This window comes from Pseudomonas sp. F01002 (assembly GCF_004402115.1).
Classification (GTDB): Bacteria; Pseudomonadota; Gammaproteobacteria; order Pseudomonadales; family Pseudomonadaceae; genus Aquipseudomonas; species Aquipseudomonas frigoris.
The window spans coordinates 169,999-188,125 of the sequence record NZ_SOPU01000017.1 but is presented as its reverse complement, the minus strand read 5'-3'; the positions used below and the strand labels follow the sequence as shown (position 1 = coordinate 188,125).

At 60.3% G+C, this 18,127-nt stretch carries 13 protein-coding genes and 1 pseudogene; 12 read left to right on the top strand and 2 right to left on the bottom strand.

The features are described from left to right. Positions 1–156: 156 nt before the first annotated feature. The 12 genes and pseudogenes from E3W21_RS13140 to E3W21_RS13085 form a co-directional block, all read left to right on the top strand. Entirely contained in the window at positions 157–1,461 is a 1,305-nt protein-coding gene (locus E3W21_RS13140) for a nitrate/nitrite transporter (protein ID WP_134420236.1), read from the top strand. Next, on the top strand, positions 1,439–2,836 hold the full coding sequence (locus E3W21_RS13135; RefSeq protein ID WP_134420234.1) for a NarK family nitrate/nitrite MFS transporter: 1,398 nt from the start codon (positions 1,439–1,441) through the stop codon (positions 2,834–2,836). The genes E3W21_RS13140 and E3W21_RS13135 overlap by 23 nt, the downstream gene beginning before the upstream one ends. 69 nt (positions 2,837–2,905) lie before the next feature. After that, positions 2,906–6,679 carry a nitrate reductase subunit alpha gene (locus E3W21_RS13130; protein ID WP_134420232.1) on the top strand — a complete coding sequence of 1,258 codons (3,774 nt, stop codon included), beginning with the start codon at positions 2,906–2,908 and terminating at the stop codon, positions 6,677–6,679. Position 6,680: 1 nt separating this feature from the next. Beyond that, entirely contained in the window at positions 6,681–8,219 is a 1,539-nt protein-coding gene (gene narH, locus E3W21_RS13125; RefSeq protein WP_134420230.1) for a nitrate reductase subunit beta, read from the top strand. A 2-nt stretch (positions 8,220–8,221) separates the two neighbouring features. Beyond that, positions 8,222–8,977, top strand: coding sequence for a nitrate reductase molybdenum cofactor assembly chaperone (narJ, locus tag E3W21_RS13120; RefSeq protein WP_134420228.1), 756 nt, complete (start codon positions 8,222–8,224; stop codon positions 8,975–8,977). Continuing rightward, positions 8,970–9,650 carry a respiratory nitrate reductase subunit gamma gene (gene narI, locus E3W21_RS13115; RefSeq protein ID WP_128871529.1) on the top strand — a complete coding sequence of 227 codons (681 nt, stop codon included), beginning with the start codon at positions 8,970–8,972 and terminating at the stop codon, positions 9,648–9,650. The genes narJ and narI overlap by 8 nt, the downstream gene beginning before the upstream one ends. A gap of 10 nt (positions 9,651–9,660) precedes the next feature. Beyond that, on the top strand, positions 9,661–10,620 hold the full coding sequence (locus E3W21_RS13110; RefSeq protein ID WP_134420226.1) for a peptidylprolyl isomerase: 960 nt from the start codon (positions 9,661–9,663) through the stop codon (positions 10,618–10,620). A 24-nt stretch (positions 10,621–10,644) separates the two neighbouring features. Further along, positions 10,645–11,637 carry a GTP 3',8-cyclase MoaA gene (moaA, locus tag E3W21_RS13105; RefSeq protein ID WP_134420224.1) on the top strand — a complete coding sequence of 331 codons (993 nt, stop codon included), beginning with the start codon at positions 10,645–10,647 and terminating at the stop codon, positions 11,635–11,637. 291 nt (positions 11,638–11,928) lie between these two features. After that, positions 11,929–13,944 carry a ribonucleoside triphosphate reductase gene (locus tag E3W21_RS13100; protein ID WP_134420222.1) on the top strand — a complete coding sequence of 672 codons (2,016 nt, stop codon included), beginning with the start codon at positions 11,929–11,931 and terminating at the stop codon, positions 13,942–13,944. Positions 13,945–13,976: 32 nt separating this feature from the next. After that, positions 13,977–14,144 (top strand): anaerobic ribonucleoside-triphosphate reductase, encoded by a 168-nt coding sequence (nrdD, locus tag E3W21_RS13095; protein ID WP_017338867.1) that lies wholly within the window; start codon positions 13,977–13,979, stop codon positions 14,142–14,144. Continuing rightward, positions 14,141–14,836: an anaerobic ribonucleoside-triphosphate reductase activating protein gene (locus tag E3W21_RS13090; protein ID WP_046052648.1), complete on the top strand. Its 696-nt coding sequence runs from the start codon at positions 14,141–14,143 to the stop codon at positions 14,834–14,836. Before nrdD ends, E3W21_RS13090 begins: the two co-directional genes overlap by 4 nt. Positions 14,837–14,929: 93 nt before the next feature. Beyond that, positions 14,930–15,832 (top strand): annotated as a pseudogene (locus tag E3W21_RS13085) (MCP four helix bundle domain-containing protein); the annotation flags it as partial. Positions 15,833–15,883: 51 nt separating this feature from the next. Here E3W21_RS13085 and E3W21_RS13080 read toward each other — a convergent pair. Further along, positions 15,884–17,263: a 4Fe-4S binding protein gene (locus E3W21_RS13080; RefSeq protein WP_134420220.1), complete on the bottom strand. Its 1,380-nt coding sequence runs from the start codon at positions 17,261–17,263 to the stop codon at positions 15,884–15,886. Beyond that, a complete protein-coding gene (locus E3W21_RS13075) occupies positions 17,251–18,105 on the bottom strand; it encodes an FTR1 family protein (RefSeq protein WP_134420218.1) in 855 nt (284 codons plus the stop codon). Before E3W21_RS13075 ends, E3W21_RS13080 begins: the two co-directional genes overlap by 13 nt. Between the last annotated feature and the right edge of the window lie 22 nt (positions 18,106–18,127).

Below are 18,127 nucleotides of genomic sequence, written 5' to 3'. Positions count from 1 at the left end.
TAAACCGCCGGTTTTAGGGTTTCCCTGTACTACCTCCTTAGAGGTAGACCGCACAAGCATAGGCCTATGCCCCCTAGGGCTTCGTTGACATGGATCAAGTTTTTGCGGGGTTGGCCTCTCTAGTCTGCCGCCACGGCTAACTGACTGGAGAGCATTGTGAACCCACCGCGTGTACGACAAGGCTTGGTGCTGGGCATGAGCACACTGGCCTTCACTGTGTGTTTCATGGTCTGGATGATGTTTGCCGTGCTCGGGGTGCCGATCAAGGACCTGCTCCAGCTAAACGAAACCCAGTTCGGCCTGCTGGCCGCGACCCCGGTCCTGACCGGCTCGCTGGTGCGGTTGCCGCTGGGCCTGCTGACCGACCGTTTTGGCGGGCGCAGCGTGTTCTTCCTGCTGATGCTGGCCTGCGTGACGCCGCTGTACCTGATCAGTCACGCCACCGCTTACTGGCAGTTCCTGGTGCTGGGCTTGTTCGTCGGCCTGGCCGGCGGCTCGTTCTCGGTGGGGATTGCCTACGTCGCCAAATGGTTCGACAAGGAGAATCAGGGTTTTGCGATGGGCATCTTCGGCGCCGGTAACGCCGGGGCCGCGGTCACCAAGTTTCTCGCCCCGGCGCTGATCGCGGCCGGCAGCTGGCAGCTGGTGCCGAAAGTCTTCAGCGCGATCCTGTTTATTACTGCGTTGTTGTTCTGGTTCTTCAGCGCCGAAAACAAGGACCACCGCAGTGCCACCGGCGCCAGTTTGCGTGAGCAATTGAGCTCGCTGAAGGACCCGGCCGTGTGGCGCTACTGCCAGTACTACTCGATCGTCTTCGGTGGTTATGTCGCCCTCGCACTGTGGATGACCAAATACTACGTGCAGGAATACGGTTTCAGCCTGCAAAGCGCGGCGCTGCTGGCGGCCTGTTTTTCCCTGCCCGGTGGCGTGCTGCGTGCCGTCGGTGGCTGGATGTCGGATCGCTGGGGTGCGCAAAGCGTGACCTGGTGGGTGTTGTGGGTCAGCTGGATCTGCCTGTTCCTGCTCTCGTATCCGCAGACCCAACTGCAAGTGCAAACGATCAACGGCCCGGTGGACTTCCACATCGGCCTCAATCCCGCGCTGTTCACCGTGCTGCTGTTCGTCATGGGCATCGCCTTCGCGTTCGGCAAGGCCTCGGTCTTCAAGTACATCGCCAACGACTACCCGAAAAACATGGGCGCGGTGTCCGGCATCGTCGGCCTCGCAGGTGGCCTGGGCGGGTTCGTGTTGCCAATCCTGTTCGGCGCCCTGGTGGACCTCACCGGCGTGCGCTCTTCCTGCTTCATGTTGATGTACGGCGTGGTCTGGGTCTCCCTCACCTGGATGTACTTCAGCGAAATACGCAAAAGCGCGGTGCTGGGTAACGCGCCGCTGCTGACCCCGTCCCCGATTTCCAGCATTGCCCTAGGAGAAGAACATGTCCGTTCTGCAAAAGCCTGACAAAGGCCCGGTCATTCATGACTGGCGCCCCGAGGACCCAGCATTCTGGGGACGTAGCGGCAAACAGACCGCCACGCGCAACTTGTGGATTTCCATTCCTGCGCTGCTGCTGGCCTTTGCGGTGTGGATGGTCTGGAGCACGGTGATCGTGCGCTTGAACGCCATCGGTTTCACCTTCACCACCGACCAGCTGTTCTGGCTGGCGGCGTTGCCGGGGTTGTCCGGGGCGACCTTGCGCGTCTTCTATTCCTTTATGGTGCCGATCTTCGGTGGCCGTCGCTGGACGGCCCTGAGCACCGCGTCCCTGTTGTTGCCCTCGATCTGGATGGGCTTCGCCGTGCAGGACCCGAGCACCTCCTACAGCGTGTTCGTGTTGATTGCCTTGCTCTGCGGTTTCGGCGGCGGCAACTTTGCCTCAAGCATGTCCAACATCAGCTTCTTCTATCCCAAGTCGCAGCAGGGCACAGCCCTTGGCCTCAACGCCGGGCTGGGTAACCTGGGCGTCTCGGTGATGCAGTTCTGTGTGCCGCTGGTGATTACTTTCGGCGTATTCGGCTTCATGGGCGGCTCGCCGCAAGCATTACCGGATGGCGGTCAGTTGTGGTTGCAGAACGCCGGCTTCATCTGGGTGCCGTTTATTGTCCTGGTGACGGTGCTGGCCTGGTTCGGCATGAATGACTTGTCCAGTGCTCGCGCTTCTTTCAGCGAGCAGGCTGTCATCTTCAAGCGCAAACACAACTGGCTGATGTGCTGGTTGTACCTGGCGACCTTCGGTTCGTTCATCGGTTTCTCCGCCGCGTTTCCGTTGCTGATCAAAACCTCGTTCCCTGATGTCATCGCCTTGAAATTCGCGTTTCTCGGGCCGTTGGTTGGCGCTTTGGTCCGTCCTTTGGGCGGCTGGCTGGCGGACAAGCTCGGCGGCGCGAAAGTGACCTTGTGGAACTTCGTGGCGATGATCGTGATGGTCTTCGGCGTCATGCACTTCCTGCCGCAGAACGGTGAGCCCGGCAACTTCTACGGCTATCTCGGCATGTTCATGCTGCTGTTCATTACCACCGGCATCGGCAACGGCTCCACCTTCCGCATGATCCCGGTGATCTTCCGCACCCAGCACGAAAAAGCCTCGGCCGGCAAACCACCCGCCGTGCGTGAACAAGCGCTGAAAAATGCCGGCAAAGAGTCAGCCGCGGTCCTGGGCTTCAGTTCGGCGATGGGCGCCTTCGGTGCGTTCTTCATTCCCAAATCCTTCGGCACTTCGATGGCCCAGACCGGCGGCCCGGAGATGGCCTTCTACATGTTCGTCGGCTTTTACCTGAGCTGCATCGTGGTGACCTGGTGGTGGTACGCGCGCAAAGGCGCCGCGACACCCTGCTGAATCGAGCCGAATCCAACCATTGCGTGGGCGGGGCACAGACTCCGCGACAAAGCCTGAGAGGACTACACCGTGAGTCATTTACTGGATCAATTGCGGTTTTTCAATCGCAAGCAAAACGAGTTTTCCGACGGTCATGGCGAGACCCGCAAAGAGTCTCGCGACTGGGAGAACGTCTACCGTTCACGCTGGCAGTACGACAAGATCGTGCGGTCCACCCACGGGGTGAACTGCACCGGCTCCTGCTCGTGGAAAATCTACGTCAAGAACGGCCTGATCACCTGGGAAACCCAGCAGACCGACTACCCGCGTACCCGTAACGATCTGCCTAACCATGAGCCCCGTGGCTGCCCGCGTGGTGCCAGTTACAGCTGGTACATCTACAGCGCCAACCGGCTCAAGTACCCGAAAATCCGCAAGCCGTTGCTCAAGCTCTGGCGCGATGCGCGGCAGACCATGGCGCCGGTGGAAGCCTGGGCCAGCATCGTCGAGGACAAGGTCAAGGCCGACTCCTATAAAAGCAAGCGCGGCATGGGTGGCTTCATTCGCTCCAACTGGGAGGAAGTCAACGAGATCATCGCTGCCGCAAACGTCTATACGATCAAGCAGTACGGCCCTGACCGCATCGTCGGCTTCTCGCCGATCCCGGCCATGTCGATGGTCAGCTATGCCGCAGGCTCGCGTTACCTGTCGCTGATCGGTGGCGCCTGCCTGAGTTTCTATGACTGGTACTGCGACTTGCCACCGGCCTCGCCGATGGTCTGGGGCGAGCAGACCGACGTTCCGGAATCGGCCGACTGGTACAACTCCAACTACATCATTGCCTGGGGCTCCAACGTCCCGCAGACCCGCACCCCCGATGCGCACTTCTTCACCGAAGTCCGTTACAAGGGCACCAAGACGGTCGCGATCACTCCGGATTACTCGGAAGTCGCCAAGCTCACCGACCTGTGGCTGAACCCTAAACAAGGCACCGATGCGGCGCTGGCCCAGGCGTTCAACCATGTGATCTTCAAAGAATTCCACCTCGACAAACCGAGCGCCTATTTCACCGACTACGCCAAGCGCTTCACCGATTTGCCGGTGCTGGTTCTGCTCAAGCAAATGGTCGACAAGGCACCGGGCGCCGGTTACCAGCCGGACCGCTTCCTGCGCGCCAGTGACCTGACCGACAACCTCGGCCAGGAAAACAACCCGGAATGGAAAACCATCGCCCTGGATGTCAGCGGCGAACTGGTGTCCCCTCAGGGTTCCATCGGTTATCGCTGGGGCGAGAAGGGCAAGTGGAACATCCTTCCCCGTGAAGGCGGCGAAGGTCGTGAGATCGATCTGAAGCTGAGCCTGATCGGCGATGACGTCGCCGAAGTGGCGTTCCCGTATTTTGCCGGCGAGTCCCACGAGCACTTCCAGCACGTGGCCGGCGATGCCGTGCAATACCGCCGCGTGCCGGTACATAACGTGGTGCTGGCGGATGGCAGCGTGGCCAAAGTCGCCACCGTGTTCGACCTGTCGGCCGCCAACCTCGCCATCGATCGCGGCCTCGGCGGCGATAATGTGGCCAAGGATTACGACGACGCTTCCGTCCCCGGCACCCCGGCCTGGCAGGAGCAGATCACCGGCGTCAGCCGCGAGAAAGCTATCCAGATTGCCCGTGAGTTCGCCGATAACGCCGACAAGACCAAGGGTCGCTCGATGATCATCGTCGGCGCGGCGATGAACCACTGGTACCACATGGACATGAACTACCGCGGGCTGATCAACATGCTCATGCTCTGCGGGTGTGTCGGTCAGACCGGTGGCGGTTGGGCGCATTACGTCGGTCAGGAAAAACTCCGTCCGCAATGCGGCTGGCTGCCCCTGGCGTTCGGCCTGGACTGGAACCGTCCGCCTCGCCAAATGAACGGCACCAGCTTCTTCTACGCCCACAGTTCGCAATGGCGTCACGAGAAGATGAGCATGCACGACGTGCTCTCGCCGCTGGCCGATAAATCACAATTCCCTGAGCATGCGCTGGACTACAACATCCGCGCCGAACGCGCCGGCTGGCTGCCCAGCGCACCGCAACTCAACACTAACCCCTTGCACATTTGCCGCGACGCGGCTGCGGCCGGCATGGACCCGAAAGATTACGTGGTCAAGTCGCTGCAGGACGGTTCGCTGCGCTTCTCCTGCGAACAGCCGGACAGCCCGGTGAACTTCCCGCGCAACATGTTCATCTGGCGTTCCAACCTGCTGGGCTCCTCGGGCAAGGGCCACGAGTACATGCTCAAGTACCTGCTCGGCACCAAAAACGGGGTAATGAACGAAGACATCGGCCAGGTCGGTGACTGCAAACCCGAAGAAGCCGAATGGGTCGACGAGGGCGCCATCGGCAAGCTCGATCTGGTCACCACCCTAGACTTCCGCATGTCCTCGACCTGCGTCTATTCCGACATCGTGTTGCCGACCGCAACCTGGTACGAAAAAGACGACATGAACACCTCGGACATGCACCCGTTCATTCACCCGTTGTCAGCCGCGATCGACCCGGCGTGGGAATCGCGTTCCGACTGGGAAATCTACAAAGGCATCGCCAAGGCGTTTTCCAGCATGTCCGAAGGGCACCTGGGCGTTGAAAAGGACCTGGTAACCATCCCGTTGATGCACGACAGCGTCGGCGAACTGGCCCAACCGTTTGGCGGCACCGACTGGAAAAGCGCCGGCGTGGCTCCGGTGCCGGGCAAGAACGCACCGAACCTGCACGTGGTCGAGCGTGACTACCCGAACATCTACAAACAGTTCTCGTCCCTCGGGCCATTGCTGGAGAAACACGGCAACGGCGGCAAGGGCATCAACTGGAACACCGAAGACGAAGTGAAATTCCTCGGTGAACTCAATCACAAAGAAGGCGATGCCGGTATCAGTCACGGCCGTCCGAAAATCGACACGGCCATCGACGCCGCTGAAGTGATTCTGTCCCTGGCGCCGGAAACCAACGGCCAGGTTGCCGTGAAGGCCTGGGCTGCATTGTCGGAATTCACCGGTATCGACCACAGCCACCTGGCGCTGTCCAAGGCCCACGAGGCCATCCGTTTCCGCGACATTCAGGCTCAGCCGCGCAAGATCATTTCCAGCCCGACCTGGTCAGGTCTCGAAGACGATCACGTCAGCTACAACGCCGGTTACACCAACGTTCACGAAGGGATTCCATGGCGCACCATCACCGGTCGCCAGCAGTTCTACCAGGATCACCCGTGGATGCAGGCGTTCGGCGAGCAACTGATGAGTTATCGGCCGCCGGTCAACACCCGCACCATCGAAGGGGTGAAAGGCAAGCGCAGCAATGGCGAGATCGAAATCGTCCTGAACTGGATCACCCCGCACCAGAAATGGGGCATCCACAGCACCTACAGCGACAACTTGCTGATGCTGACCCTCAGCCGTGGCGGGCCGATTGTCTGGCTCTCGGAGAACGACGCGAAACGTGCCGGTATCGAGGACAACGACTGGATCGAGTGCTTCAACATCAATGGTGCACTGACCGCCCGTGCGGTGGTCAGCCAACGGGTCAAGGACGGCATGGTGATGATGTACCACGCCCAGGAACGGATCGTGAACGTGCCCGGTTCGGAAACCACCAAGACCCGTGGCGGCCACCACAACTCGGTCACCCGGGTAGTGCTCAAGCCGACCCACATGATCGGCGGCTATGCCCAGCAGGCCTACGGTTTCAACTATTACGGCACCGTCGGTTGCAACCGTGACGAATTCGTCGTGGTGCGCAAAATGTCCAAAGTCGACTGGCTCGATGGCTCAAGTGGCGATGACCTGCCGCGTCCACTGCCGACCGATATTGAGGAGAACTGAGATGAAGATTCGCTCACAAATCGGCATGGTTCTGAACCTGGACAAATGCATCGGTTGCCACACCTGTTCGATCACCTGCAAAAACGTCTGGACCAGCCGCGAAGGCATGGAATACGCCTGGTTCAACAACGTCGAATCGAAACCCGGGATCGGCTACCCGAAAGAATGGGAAAACCAGGACAAGTGGAAGGGCGGCTGGATCCGCAATGCCAACGGCACGATCAACCCGCGCATCGGCGGTAAATTCCGCGTGTTGGCGAACATTTTCGCCAACCCGGATCTGCCGAGCCTCGACGACTACTACGAACCGTTCGACTTCGATTACCAGCACCTGCACACCGCGCCGCTGGGCGAGCATCAACCCACCGCGCGTCCGCGTTCGCTGATCTCCGGCAAGCGCATGGAGAAAATCGAGTGGGGCCCGAACTGGGAGGAAATCCTCGGCACCGAATTCGCCAAACGTCGCAAGGACAAGAACTTCGACAAGATCCAGGCGGACATTTACGGCGAGTACGAAAACACCTTCATGATGTATTTGCCGCGCCTGTGCGAGCACTGCCTCAACCCGACGTGCGCCGCGTCGTGCCCGAGCGGTGCGATCTACAAGCGTGAAGAAGATGGCATCGTCCTGATTGACCAGGAGAAATGCCGTGGCTGGCGGATGTGCATCAGCGGCTGTCCGTACAAGAAGATCTATTTCAACTGGAAGAGCGGCAAGTCCGAGAAATGCATCTTCTGCTACCCGCGTATCGAAGCCGGGATGCCGACTGTTTGCGCGGAAACTTGCGTCGGGCGCATCCGCTACCTCGGTGTGTTGCTGTATGACGCCGACCGCATCAGCGAAGTGGCGAGCACCGCCAATGAGCAGGATCTGTATGAGAAACAACTGGAGATCTTCCTCGATCCGAATGACCCGGCGGTGATTCGTCAGGCCCTGGAAGACGGTGTACCGCAGTCGGTGATCGATTCCGCGCAACGTTCGCCGGTCTACAAAATGGCCGTGGACTGGAAACTCGCACTGCCGCTGCACCCGGAATACCGCACCTTGCCGATGGTTTGGTACGTACCGCCACTGTCGCCGATCCAGAACGCTGCCACTGCCGGCACCGTCGGTATGAACGGGGTGATCCCGGACGTCGACAGCCTGCGTATTCCAATGAAGTACCTGGCGAACCTGCTGACGGCGGGCGATGAAAAACCGGTCAAGCGTGCGCTTAAACGCTTGCTGGCGATGCGCGCCTACAAACGTTCCGAGCAAGTCGATGGTGTTCAGGATCTGCAAGTGCTGGCGGATGTCGGCCTCAGCGTGGCTCAGGTCGAGGAGATGTATCGCTACCTGGCGATCGCCAACTACGAAGACCGTTTCGTGGTGCCGAGCGCGCACCGTGAAGACGCCATGAGCGACGCTTTTGCCGAGCGCTCCGGGTGCGGCTTCAGTTTCGGCAGCGGTTGCAGCGGCAGCTCCGACACCAACATGTTCGGGGCCAAGAAGGCCAACCGCCGCGACATCCTGAAAACCGTCCAGTTGTGGGAGGAATGAGCATGCAAATTCTCAAAGTGATTTCGCTGCTGCTCGATTACCCGACCGAGACGCTGATTGGCGGTCGCGACGAACTGGAGCAAGCGATCATCCAGTCACGGGAAATCAGCCCGACGCAGCGCGGTGCGTTGTTCGAATTGCTCGAGCTGATCTGCGCCAATGACCTGATGGACGGGCAGGAGCACTACGGTGCGCTGTTCGGTCGGGGGCGCTCGTTGTCGCTGCTGTTGTTCGAACATGTGCACGGTGAGTCCCGCGACCGTGGCCAGGCCATGGTCGACATGATGGCGCAATACGAAGAAGCCGGTTTTGCCATCGGCGTCAAAGAGCTGCCCGACTACATCCCGCTGTACCTGGAGTTCCTCTCCACCCGCGAAGACATCGAGGCCCGCGAGGGCCTGGCGGATGTTTCGCACTTGCTGGCCTTGCTCGCGGCACGTCTGGAAGAGCGCGAAAGCGCCTATGCCAGTTGCTTCCGGGCGCTGCTGCAAATTGCCGGGGCCGAGCCGCATCAGGCGGTCGCCGACCTGCGGGCGCAGGTCGCGGCGGAACCTCGCGACGACTCCCTCGAAGCCCTCGACAAGATCTGGGAAGAGGAGGCCGTGGACTTTCTCCAGGCTGAACAGCAGGACCGCTGCAGTGGACTGCCAAGCGCACCGGGCAAGGCCCGTGAGGAAAGCGCGGTGCCGTTGCACTGGGTGGATTTTCAGCATGAAGGGCTGGCCGCTGTGCCAGCCAAGGAGGTAGGCAATGTCTAAATGGAATCTGTTGTTGTTCGGGGTCTATCCCTACGTCGCCCTGGCGATTTGCCTGATTGGCAGCTGGGCGCGCTTCGATCTGTCGCAATACACCTGGAAGGCGGGCTCCAGCCAGATGCTCAATCAGCGCGGCATGCGCGTGGCGAGCAACTTCTTCCACATCGGTGTGTTGTTCGTGCTGGCCGGACACTTCGTCGGCCTGCTGACCCCAGCGTCGATTTATCACCATGTGATCAGCACTGAGAACAAGCAGTTGCTGGCAATGGTCTCGGGCGGGTTCTTCGGCCTGCTGTGCCTGATCGGCCTGCTGATGCTGGTTAACCGGCGGCTCAGCGACCCGCGGGTTCGCGCGACTTCCAGCCCTTCGGACATCCTGATTCTGCTGGTGCTGCTCGCGCAATTGCTGCTCGGCCTGCTGACCATCGTCGCGTCCACCGGGCACATGGACGGCTCGGTAATGGTGATGCTCGCCGATTGGGCGCAGAACACCGTGCTGTTGCGTCCGGTAGAAGCAGCGGCTGCCATCGCGCCGGTCGGGCTGATCTACAAGCTGCATGTGTTTCTCGGTTTGACCCTGTTTGTGCTGTTCCCCTTCACCCGTCTCGTACACATGATCAGCGCACCGATCTGGTACCTGGGGCGTCGTTATCAAATCGTTCGTCAGAAGTACTGAGGAGACAATCATGTCAGGTGGATGTGGATGTGGTGGCGGTAACGGGGGCAGCGGTGGCTGCGGTTCTTCAAAAAAAGCCGAGGTCGTTCTCGACATCGCGCCGGTCGCACAGGCGCAGTTTGAAGCGCTGCCGGTTGAGCCCGCAGGGGCCGATGACGCCCCGGCGCAGTTGATCGCCAGCAGTGAACAGGAGTGGCCGATCATCAGCGTCAACGAGGTGTCGATCACCTCGGAAGCGATGGCCCAGGAGCTGCAATATCACCCGGCCGAAAGCCGTGAAGAGGCGGTCTACCTGGCCGCCAGGGCGCTGGTGATCCGTGAGTTGTTGCAGCAGCGCATCACCGAGCTTGGTGTGTCGTTGGAGATCGGCGCCGGTGAGAACGAAGAAGAAGCGGCCACGCGCTTGCTGCTCGAACGTGAGGTGAAAGTGCCGCAGTGCGACGAGGAGTCCAGTCTTCGCTACTACGAAAACAATCGCGGACGCTTCCACAGCGCGCCGTTGCTGGCGGTGAGGCACATCCTGCTCGAATGTGCGCCGGACGATGTCGAGGCCCGCGAGCTGGCGCATGGTCAGGCGGAAGTCCTGCTGCAGCAACTGGATGAGTTTCCCGGCAGTTTCGCCGAGCTCGCCGTGAAATATTCGGCCTGCCCGTCGAAGGCTCAGGGTGGTTCTCTGGGGCAGATCAGCAAGGGCCAGACCGTGCCCGAACTGGAGCGTCAGCTGTTCACCCTGGCTCCGGGCCTTGCCAGCAAACCGCTGGAAAGTCGCTACGGCTGGCATGTGGTCAGTGTCGATCAGCGGATCGAAGGCATGCCGTTGCCCTACGAAGTGGTGTCGACGGCGATCCGCACGCAGTTGCAGCAAGGCGTCTGGCAGAAAGCGCTGGTGCAATACCTGCAAACCCTGATCGGTGCAGCCGATATTCGTGGCATCCACTTGCAGGGCGCCGACTCACCGCTGGTGCAGTGAGCATTGGGCAAACCGGGAGAAGTGATGAACGCTGTGATGCAGGATGGTTTTGGGCGGCAGATCGATTATCTGCGTATGTCGGTGACGGACCGCTGTGATTTTCGCTGTGTGTATTGCATGGCGAAAAACATGACGTTCCTGCCGCGTCAGCAAGTGCTCACGCTGGAGGAATTGCAGCGTTTGGCGACTCTGTTCGTCGGCCTGGGTGTGCGCAAAATCCGTCTGACTGGCGGCGAGCCGCTGATCCGTCCCGGCATTGTCGGACTGTGCCGCAACATCGCAGCCTTGCCCGGTTTGCGCGAACTGGTGATGACCAGCAACGGCTCGCAGCTGGGCCGTCTGGCCCGGCCGTTGGTCGACGCCGGGGTCAAGCGGATGAACATCAGCCTCGATAGCCTGGACGGGCAGAAGTTTCGGGCGATCACCCGTAACGGTGATCTCCACCAAGTGCTCAACGGCATTGAAGCGGCGCGGGACGCGGGGTTCGAGCGGATCAAGCTCAACTGTGTGGTGATGAAGGGACGCAACTTCGATGAAGTCCCGGCGCTGGTGCAATACGCCATCGACCAGCGCATCGACATCAGTTTCATCGAAGAAATGCCCTTGGGCGACGTCGGTCGTTCCCGGGGCGAATCGTTCTGTTCCAGCGACGAAGTGCGCACGCTGATCGCCAGCCAGCATCGGTTGCTCGACAGCACCGAGAACAGCGGCGGACCGGCGCGCTATGTGCGTCTGGAACGCCATCCTGAGACACGCATTGGTTTCATTTCGCCCAATAGCCATAACTTTTGTGGCAGCTGTAATCGGGTGCGGATGACTGTTGAAGGGAAGTTGTTGCTGTGTCTGGGGCAGGACGATGCCCTGGATTTGCGTGGATTGCTGCGGCGTTATCCGTTGGATGATCAACCGGTGATCAATGCGGTGCAGAAGGCCTTGCGCGGTAAGCCGTTACGCCACGATTTCAGCCCCGACGGGGAGGTACAGATTGTACGGTTCATGAACATGAGTGGTGGTTGAACTGTCCTTCACGGTTCATAAGAACACAGATGATCTAATGTGGGAGCGGGCTTGCTCGCGAAAGCGGTCTATCAGTCAACAATGATGTTGAATGTGATGGCCTCTTCGCGAGCAAGCCCGCTCCCACATTAGATCCTCACTTGCCACAGGATCTCTGCCGCCTTAGGGCGGTTTTTTTTCACCGGCAAATCTTGATATCGATCAATTGCAGATCAGCACTTTGTCCGTAGCCTTCACTGCATGTTGTGGTTTTAAGTTTGATTAAGTCTATATGTAGTGTCTGGAGGCCAAATGCAGAGCACGCTGATCGCAGTAGGATGTAACCGCTTGCACAAACGCGATGGCAGTCAGGTCGCCTTCGATGCCGACAAAATCCGTCAGGCATTGATCGCCGCCGGCAAGGCGACGGGGGAGTACGGCGAGGTTGAGGTTGAAGGCTTGCTTCAGGCGGTATTGGCCAGGCTCGAAGGGTTGCCGAGGCTGCACGTCGAGCAAATCCAGGACCGTGTTGAACGGGTGTTGATGGACGCGGGTTTTTTCCTCGCCATGCGGGCCTACATCGTCTACCGCGAACAGCACGGGCGCTTGCGCCGGGACCGTCGGACCATGGTCGAAGTGGCGACCTCGATGAACGAATACCTGGACCGTGAAGACTGGCGGGTCCAGGCCAACGCCAATCAGGGGTATTCCCTGGGCGGTCTGGTGTTGAACGTGTCGGGCAAGGTCACCGCCAACTACTGGCTGGACGAGGTGTACAGCGAGGCCATCGGCCAGGGTCACCGCGAGGCGGATTTGCATGTGCATGACCTGGACATGCTCGCCGGTTACTGCGCGGGCTGGTCGCTGCGCACCCTGTTGCACGAAGGGCTCAACGGTGTGCCGGGGCGAGTCGAAGCCGGTCCGCCGAAGCACTTGAGCAGTGCCCTGGGGCAGATGGTGAATTTCCTCGGCACCCTGCAAAACGAATGGGCCGGCGCCCAGGCGTTCAGCTCGTTCGACACCTACCTGGCGCCCTATGTGCGCAAGGACCAACTGAGTTTTCAAGAGGTGCGCCAGGCGATCCAGGAGTTCATCTACAACCTCAACGTCCCCTCGCGCTGGGGCACTCAGACGCCTTTCACCAACCTGACCTTCGACTGGGTGTGCCCGCAGGATTTGCGTGAGCAGATACCCGTCATCGGCGGTGAGGAAATGCCGTTTGCCTATGGCGACCTGCAAGTTGAAATGGACCTGCTGAACCGTGCCTACATCGAGGTGATGCAGGCCGGCGATGCGAAAGGGCGGGTGTTCACCTTTCCGATCCCGACCTACAACATCACCCACGACTTTCCATGGGACAGTGAAAACGCCGACCGCCTGTTCGAGATGACAGCGCGTTACGGCCTGCCGTATTTCCAGAACTTCCTCAATTCGGACTTGCAACCCAATCAGGTGCGCTCGATGTGCTGCCGCTTGCAGCTGGATGTTCGCGAGTTGCTCAAACGGGGTGGTGGCTTGTTTGGCTCGGCGGAGCAGACCGGTTCACTCGGCGTCGTCACCATCAACTGCGCGCGGCTCGGCTATGTGTTCAAGGGTGATACCAGCGGTTTGCTGCAGCGTCTGGACACGCTGATGGAGCTGGCGATGGAAAGCCTGGAGGTCAAGCGCAAGGTGATTCAGCATCACATGGATGCCGGTTTGTACCCGTACACCAAGCGATACCTGGGCACCTTGCGTAACCACTTCTCGACCATCGGCCTCAACGGTATGCATGAAATGCTGCGCAATTTCACCGGCGGCGAGGAGGGCATGCACACCGAGCACGGCCGGCAGTTTGCCCTGAAGATGCTCGATCATGTGCGTGCCACGTTGCTGCGTTTCCAGGAAGAAACCGGCCACATGTACAACCTGGAAGCGACGCCGGCCGAGGGCACGACCTACCGCTTCGCCAAGGAAGACCTCAAGCGCTACCCCGACATTCTCCAGGCCGGCAGCGCGCAAGCGCCGTATTACACCAACTCCTCGCAACTGCCCGTGGGCTACACCGAAGACCCCTTCGAGGCGCTGGAACTTCAAGACGAGCTGCAATGCAAATACACCGGCGGCACGGTCTTGCACCTGTACATGGCCGAGCGGATTTCTTCGACCGAGGCCTGCAAGCAACTGGTGCGCAAAGCCCTTGGGCGCTTCCGCCTGCCGTACCTGACCGTGACCCCGACGTTTTCCATCTGCCCGGTGCACGGCTACCTCGATGGCGAGCATGAGTTCTGCCCCAAGTGCGACGAAGCACTGCTGCTGCAAGAACAGAAGCTCGGCACCGTTCATTGAATTCGATCCACTCTACTGCAAGGAGCTTCACCATGACTGCATCGCAAACATTGCCCCAGGCTCAACGTCAACGCTGCGAAGTCTGGACCCGGGTAATGGGCTATCACCGCCCTGTGTCGGCGTTCAATCCGGGTAAACAGTCGGAGCATCGCGAGCGGGTGCACTTCACTGAAAGCGCGGCGCTGGCCGGGCGCCAATGAGTCGAACGCTTCGGGTCGGGGGCATGGTGCCCCTGACCACTATCGACTATCCGGGACAGCTCGCCTGCGTGCTGTTTTGCCAGGGTTGCGCCTGGCGTTGTCGTTACTGCCATAACCCGCAGTTGATCCCGCCTCGTGGCACAGACGAAGTGGATTGGCGGCGGGTGCTGGCGTTTCTGCAACGGCGTCAGGACCTGCTCGATGCGGTGGTGTTCAGTGGCGGAGAGCCCACCTTGCAGGATGGTTTGCTCGGCGCCATGGATGAGGTGCGGGCGATGGGATTTCGCATCGGCTTGCACAGCGCGGGCATCAAACCCGCCGCGTTCGCCAAGGCACTGACCGGGGCCGATTGGGTCGGTTTCGATGTCAAGGCGTTGCCCGAGGATTGCCAGGCGATCACCCGGGTCGAGGGCAGCGGAACCGCCAACTGGCGCAGCCTTGAGCATCTGCTGGCCAGCGGTGTCGATTACGAATGTCGCACCACGGTGCATTGGCATCTGTTCGAACCGGCGCGTCTGCTGATCCTCGCCAAACGCTTGAGTGAACTCGGCGTCAAACGCTTCGCCGTGCAGTTGGTCCGCACCGAGCGGATGTTCGATCCGCTGCTGCCAAGTGTTTCGGCACAAGCCTTGCTGCCTGAGCTGTGGGAGGCCATGCGCGAGTTGTTTCCAGCCTTCGTGTTACGGGGGTAACCGAGGCTGAGGTTTTACGTTTAGCGGTGAGATCCACCATTAGATTTTCAAATGCGCTGCCAATCAGCAGGTATCAAACGGGGAGCATTTGATATGGCCAAATTAACTACGGCACAACGTATCGTCATCGGTTTTGCAATCGCGCCGCTGGCATTGATGGGCATGGCGTTTTACGCGTTGCACGATCTGGCAACGCTCAAGGAACAGGCGGTCGTCATCGTCAAACAGGACTGGCCGAAGATCGATCCGATCATGGTCATTGCCACCGGCGTGCGCGGTAACGCCAGGAACACCCGGGATTTACTGATCGATAAAGACAATCAACAAGTGCAGCAGTCGATCGACGCCACCAAGAAACGGATCACTCAGGCGCTCGAAACGCTTGAACCGTTGTTCTATTTGCCAGAGGGCAAAACCGCGTATGCCGCGCTGAAAAAGAATCGCGAAGCCTACGTTGCGGCGATCACTCAAGTGCAGGTGCTGATCCGGCAAGGGGCCTTCGATGACGCCATGGCACAGCTGAAACAAAAGGTCGTGCCGGCCGAGCGCGAGGTTTATAGCCTGGATCAGTTAATGGCGCTGCAAGGCAAAATATTCGCCGACCGAGAACAGTCGGTGCAGGCACTGTACAGCGATGCCCGGCGCAATATGCTCGCGTTGTTTGTGTTCTGTGTGGCGCTGATCATCGCCGCCGCGGTGATCGTCACGCGCAGTGTGACCCGGCCACTGGGTGGCGAGCCGGATGATGCCGCACGGTTTTTGAGTCAGATCGCTCAGGGCGACCTGACGATTCAGGTGCCCGTGAACTCTAGTGCCGGCGGTAGCGTGATGATGAACATGCATCAGATGCAGCAAAGTCTGAATGCCATGGTCAGGCACATCGCGACCTCGGTTGACCAAGTGGCCAGTTCCTCCGAAGAACTGAGCGCCGTCAGCAGCCAGACCAGCAGCAACCTGCAAATGCAGGGGCTGGAGATCGAGCAGGCGGCCACCGCTGCGCGTTTTAAGGTCTAGGTAATTCGGGGTGGTGGTTGTGGATGAGGGCGCTCAGGACCAGCCCCAGAACTGCAACCACCAGCCGAACCCTACCAAGCCGTTGGCGAGTAACAGGCAAGTGCTGCCAGCGCAGCGACGATCCTGGGAAAGGCCTTCGCGGTCCAGCCGTTTCCATCCCATCAGCAGGCTCCATCCCATCGCGGCCATTAACAGACAGGCCCTGGCCGGTTGTACCCATTCCAGCAGCAGAGCTTCGTAGCGCAGCAATTTCACCGTCGTGGCCGACAGCCCGAGAAACAATCCCGCACCACCCAAGGGCGTGAGTGTCAGCGCCAGGGGCCAATAGAGTGCAGGATCTTGCGCCAGTCGAGCCGTCAGGCGCAGAAGGATCATCAGCGCCGTGCCCAACACCATCGAGCTCAAACCCAGATAAATGACGATGCTGAAACCGTCGAGCCAACTGAAGCTGTCGTTGAGCTGCGGGTAATGGGTGAGCAGCCACCAGGGCGCGTTGTCCTCCATGGCCCAGAGTTGGTCGTGCTCGACCAGCCATTGGGCGAGGGTTTGTTTGAGGGCGATGAACCATGGGCTGACCGTCCACTGAAACGCGCCCATGGCCAGACCGATCACGCCGAACAGCAGTAAGCGCGCGTCCCACGGTGAAAGCGTCTGCGCCGTCGCGTGAAGAATCTCTTGGTTGCTGGAACGGGCGATCAGCTGAACGGCGCCGCGTTGTCCGCTGCAGCGTCCGCAGGCGTGGCAGTCACTGGCGCCTCGCATACGACGGATATCGAGCAAGGGCGCGCAGTTGGGCGGCGGCAGGCGCTGCGCGGCATTGTCCATCCAGCGTTGTTCGTCGACCTGAAAATGCACGGGAGCCAGGCGGGCGAGCAGGGCGAAGACGCCACTGACCGGGCACAGGTATCGGCACCAGACCCGCTTGCCCCGGGCGAACAGCAACCCGACGACGACCGCGGCGACGGTCGAGCCGCCCAGAATCAACAGCGCCGCCTGGGCGTAGTCATAGACGCTGATCAACTGGCCGTAGAGGGTCGTCAGGCAGAACGCCAGGGTTGGCCAGCCGCCCCAGCGCAACCATCGCGGCACACCCAAACCTTTGCCGTAATGGCTGGCCCATTCGCTGAGTGAACCTTCTGGGCATAAAACGCCGCACCAGAGTCGGCCGAATAGCACGATCGACAGCAACACGAACGGCCACCAAATGCCCCAGAACAAAAACTGCGCGAACAGGGTCAGGTTATCGAGCAGCCGTGCCTGGCTGTCCGGCAGCGGCAACACCGCCGGTACCACCAACAGCATCGCGTAGAACAGTACAACGGCCCACTGCATGCCACGAATGACGGGCGCGTGACGACGCATGCCATCGCCCAGGCGCTGCAGCCATTGATTGCGGCGACTCAGCTCAGGCATGGGACTTTTTCCGCAGCCCGTTGACGCAGCCAACCGCCGACGGTCAGCCAATAACCGGCCAGCACCAGTAACGTCATGCCGCTGGGCGTCGCACGATAACCGCCAAAGCCCGCGAGAAAACCACCCAATCCATGGCTGTCGCTGAGCAATGCGCTGCTGTCCCAAAGTGCAGCACCGACGAGGCTGTACATCACCTCCGGTAAATCCAGGGCGAGTAATTGACCGCCGATTCGCTCGGTGCCGCTGACCAGCAATGCCGCGCCGAGTACCAGCAAAACAGCTTCGCTGATGGCAAAGAATCGCTGCCACGAAATGAACCGGCGACTGCTGTGCAGTAGGGCAATGGTCAGCGCCGACAGCACCAATCCCATTGCGCCGCCGATGGCAAACAAACCGAGCTGCGGACCTCGTAACTGAGCGCCTGCACCATAGAGAAAGACCACCGTTTCACTGCCTTCGCGGCTGACGGCGAGCATGGCCAGCAGTAACAGACCTGCGCCACCTTGCCGGGCCAGGTGGCTATCGGCGTGTCGTTGCAAATCGTGCTTGAGCGTGCGCCCGTGGCGGTGCATCCAGCCGACCATTTGCACGATCAGCAGGCTGGCCACCAGCGCGAGTGCGGCCTGGAACCATTCACTGGCTGAGCCGCTCATGGCCTCACCGGCAAACAGAATCAACGCCGCCAGCAGGCCCGAAAGCATCAACCCCAGCACCACACCTGCCCACAAGTACTTCGCCAGTCGATCACCCTGATGCTGCTGGCTGACCCAGGCCTGGAGAATGCCGATTACCAGCAGCGCCTCGACGCTTTCGCGCCAGACGATGAACATTGATTGATTCATGGGAACTCCGTGTTTGAACGGG

Excerpts from the sequence above, each read along its gene's own strand:
- E3W21_RS13135 (WP_134420234.1), top strand. The coding sequence starts at position 1,439 with ATGTCCGTTCTGCAAAAGCCTGACAAAGGCCCGGTCATTCATGACTGG.
- narH (WP_134420230.1), top strand. The coding sequence starts at position 6,681 with ATGAAGATTCGCTCACAAATCGGCATGGTTCTGAACCTGGACAAATGC.
- narJ (WP_134420228.1), top strand. The coding sequence starts at position 8,222 with ATGCAAATTCTCAAAGTGATTTCGCTGCTGCTCGATTACCCGACCGAG.
- narI (WP_128871529.1), top strand. The coding sequence starts at position 8,970 with ATGTCTAAATGGAATCTGTTGTTGTTCGGGGTCTATCCCTACGTCGCC.
- E3W21_RS13110 (WP_134420226.1), top strand. The coding sequence starts at position 9,661 with ATGTCAGGTGGATGTGGATGTGGTGGCGGTAACGGGGGCAGCGGTGGC.
- moaA (WP_134420224.1), top strand. The coding sequence starts at position 10,645 with ATGAACGCTGTGATGCAGGATGGTTTTGGGCGGCAGATCGATTATCTG.
- E3W21_RS13100 (WP_134420222.1), top strand. The coding sequence starts at position 11,929 with ATGCAGAGCACGCTGATCGCAGTAGGATGTAACCGCTTGCACAAACGC.
- nrdD (WP_017338867.1), top strand. The coding sequence starts at position 13,977 with ATGACTGCATCGCAAACATTGCCCCAGGCTCAACGTCAACGCTGCGAA.
- E3W21_RS13090 (WP_046052648.1), top strand. The coding sequence starts at position 14,141 with ATGAGTCGAACGCTTCGGGTCGGGGGCATGGTGCCCCTGACCACTATC.
- E3W21_RS13080 (WP_134420220.1), bottom strand. The coding sequence starts at position 17,263 with ATGCCTGAGCTGAGTCGCCGCAATCAATGGCTGCAGCGCCTGGGCGAT.
- E3W21_RS13075 (WP_134420218.1), bottom strand. The coding sequence starts at position 18,105 with ATGAATCAATCAATGTTCATCGTCTGGCGCGAAAGCGTCGAGGCGCTG.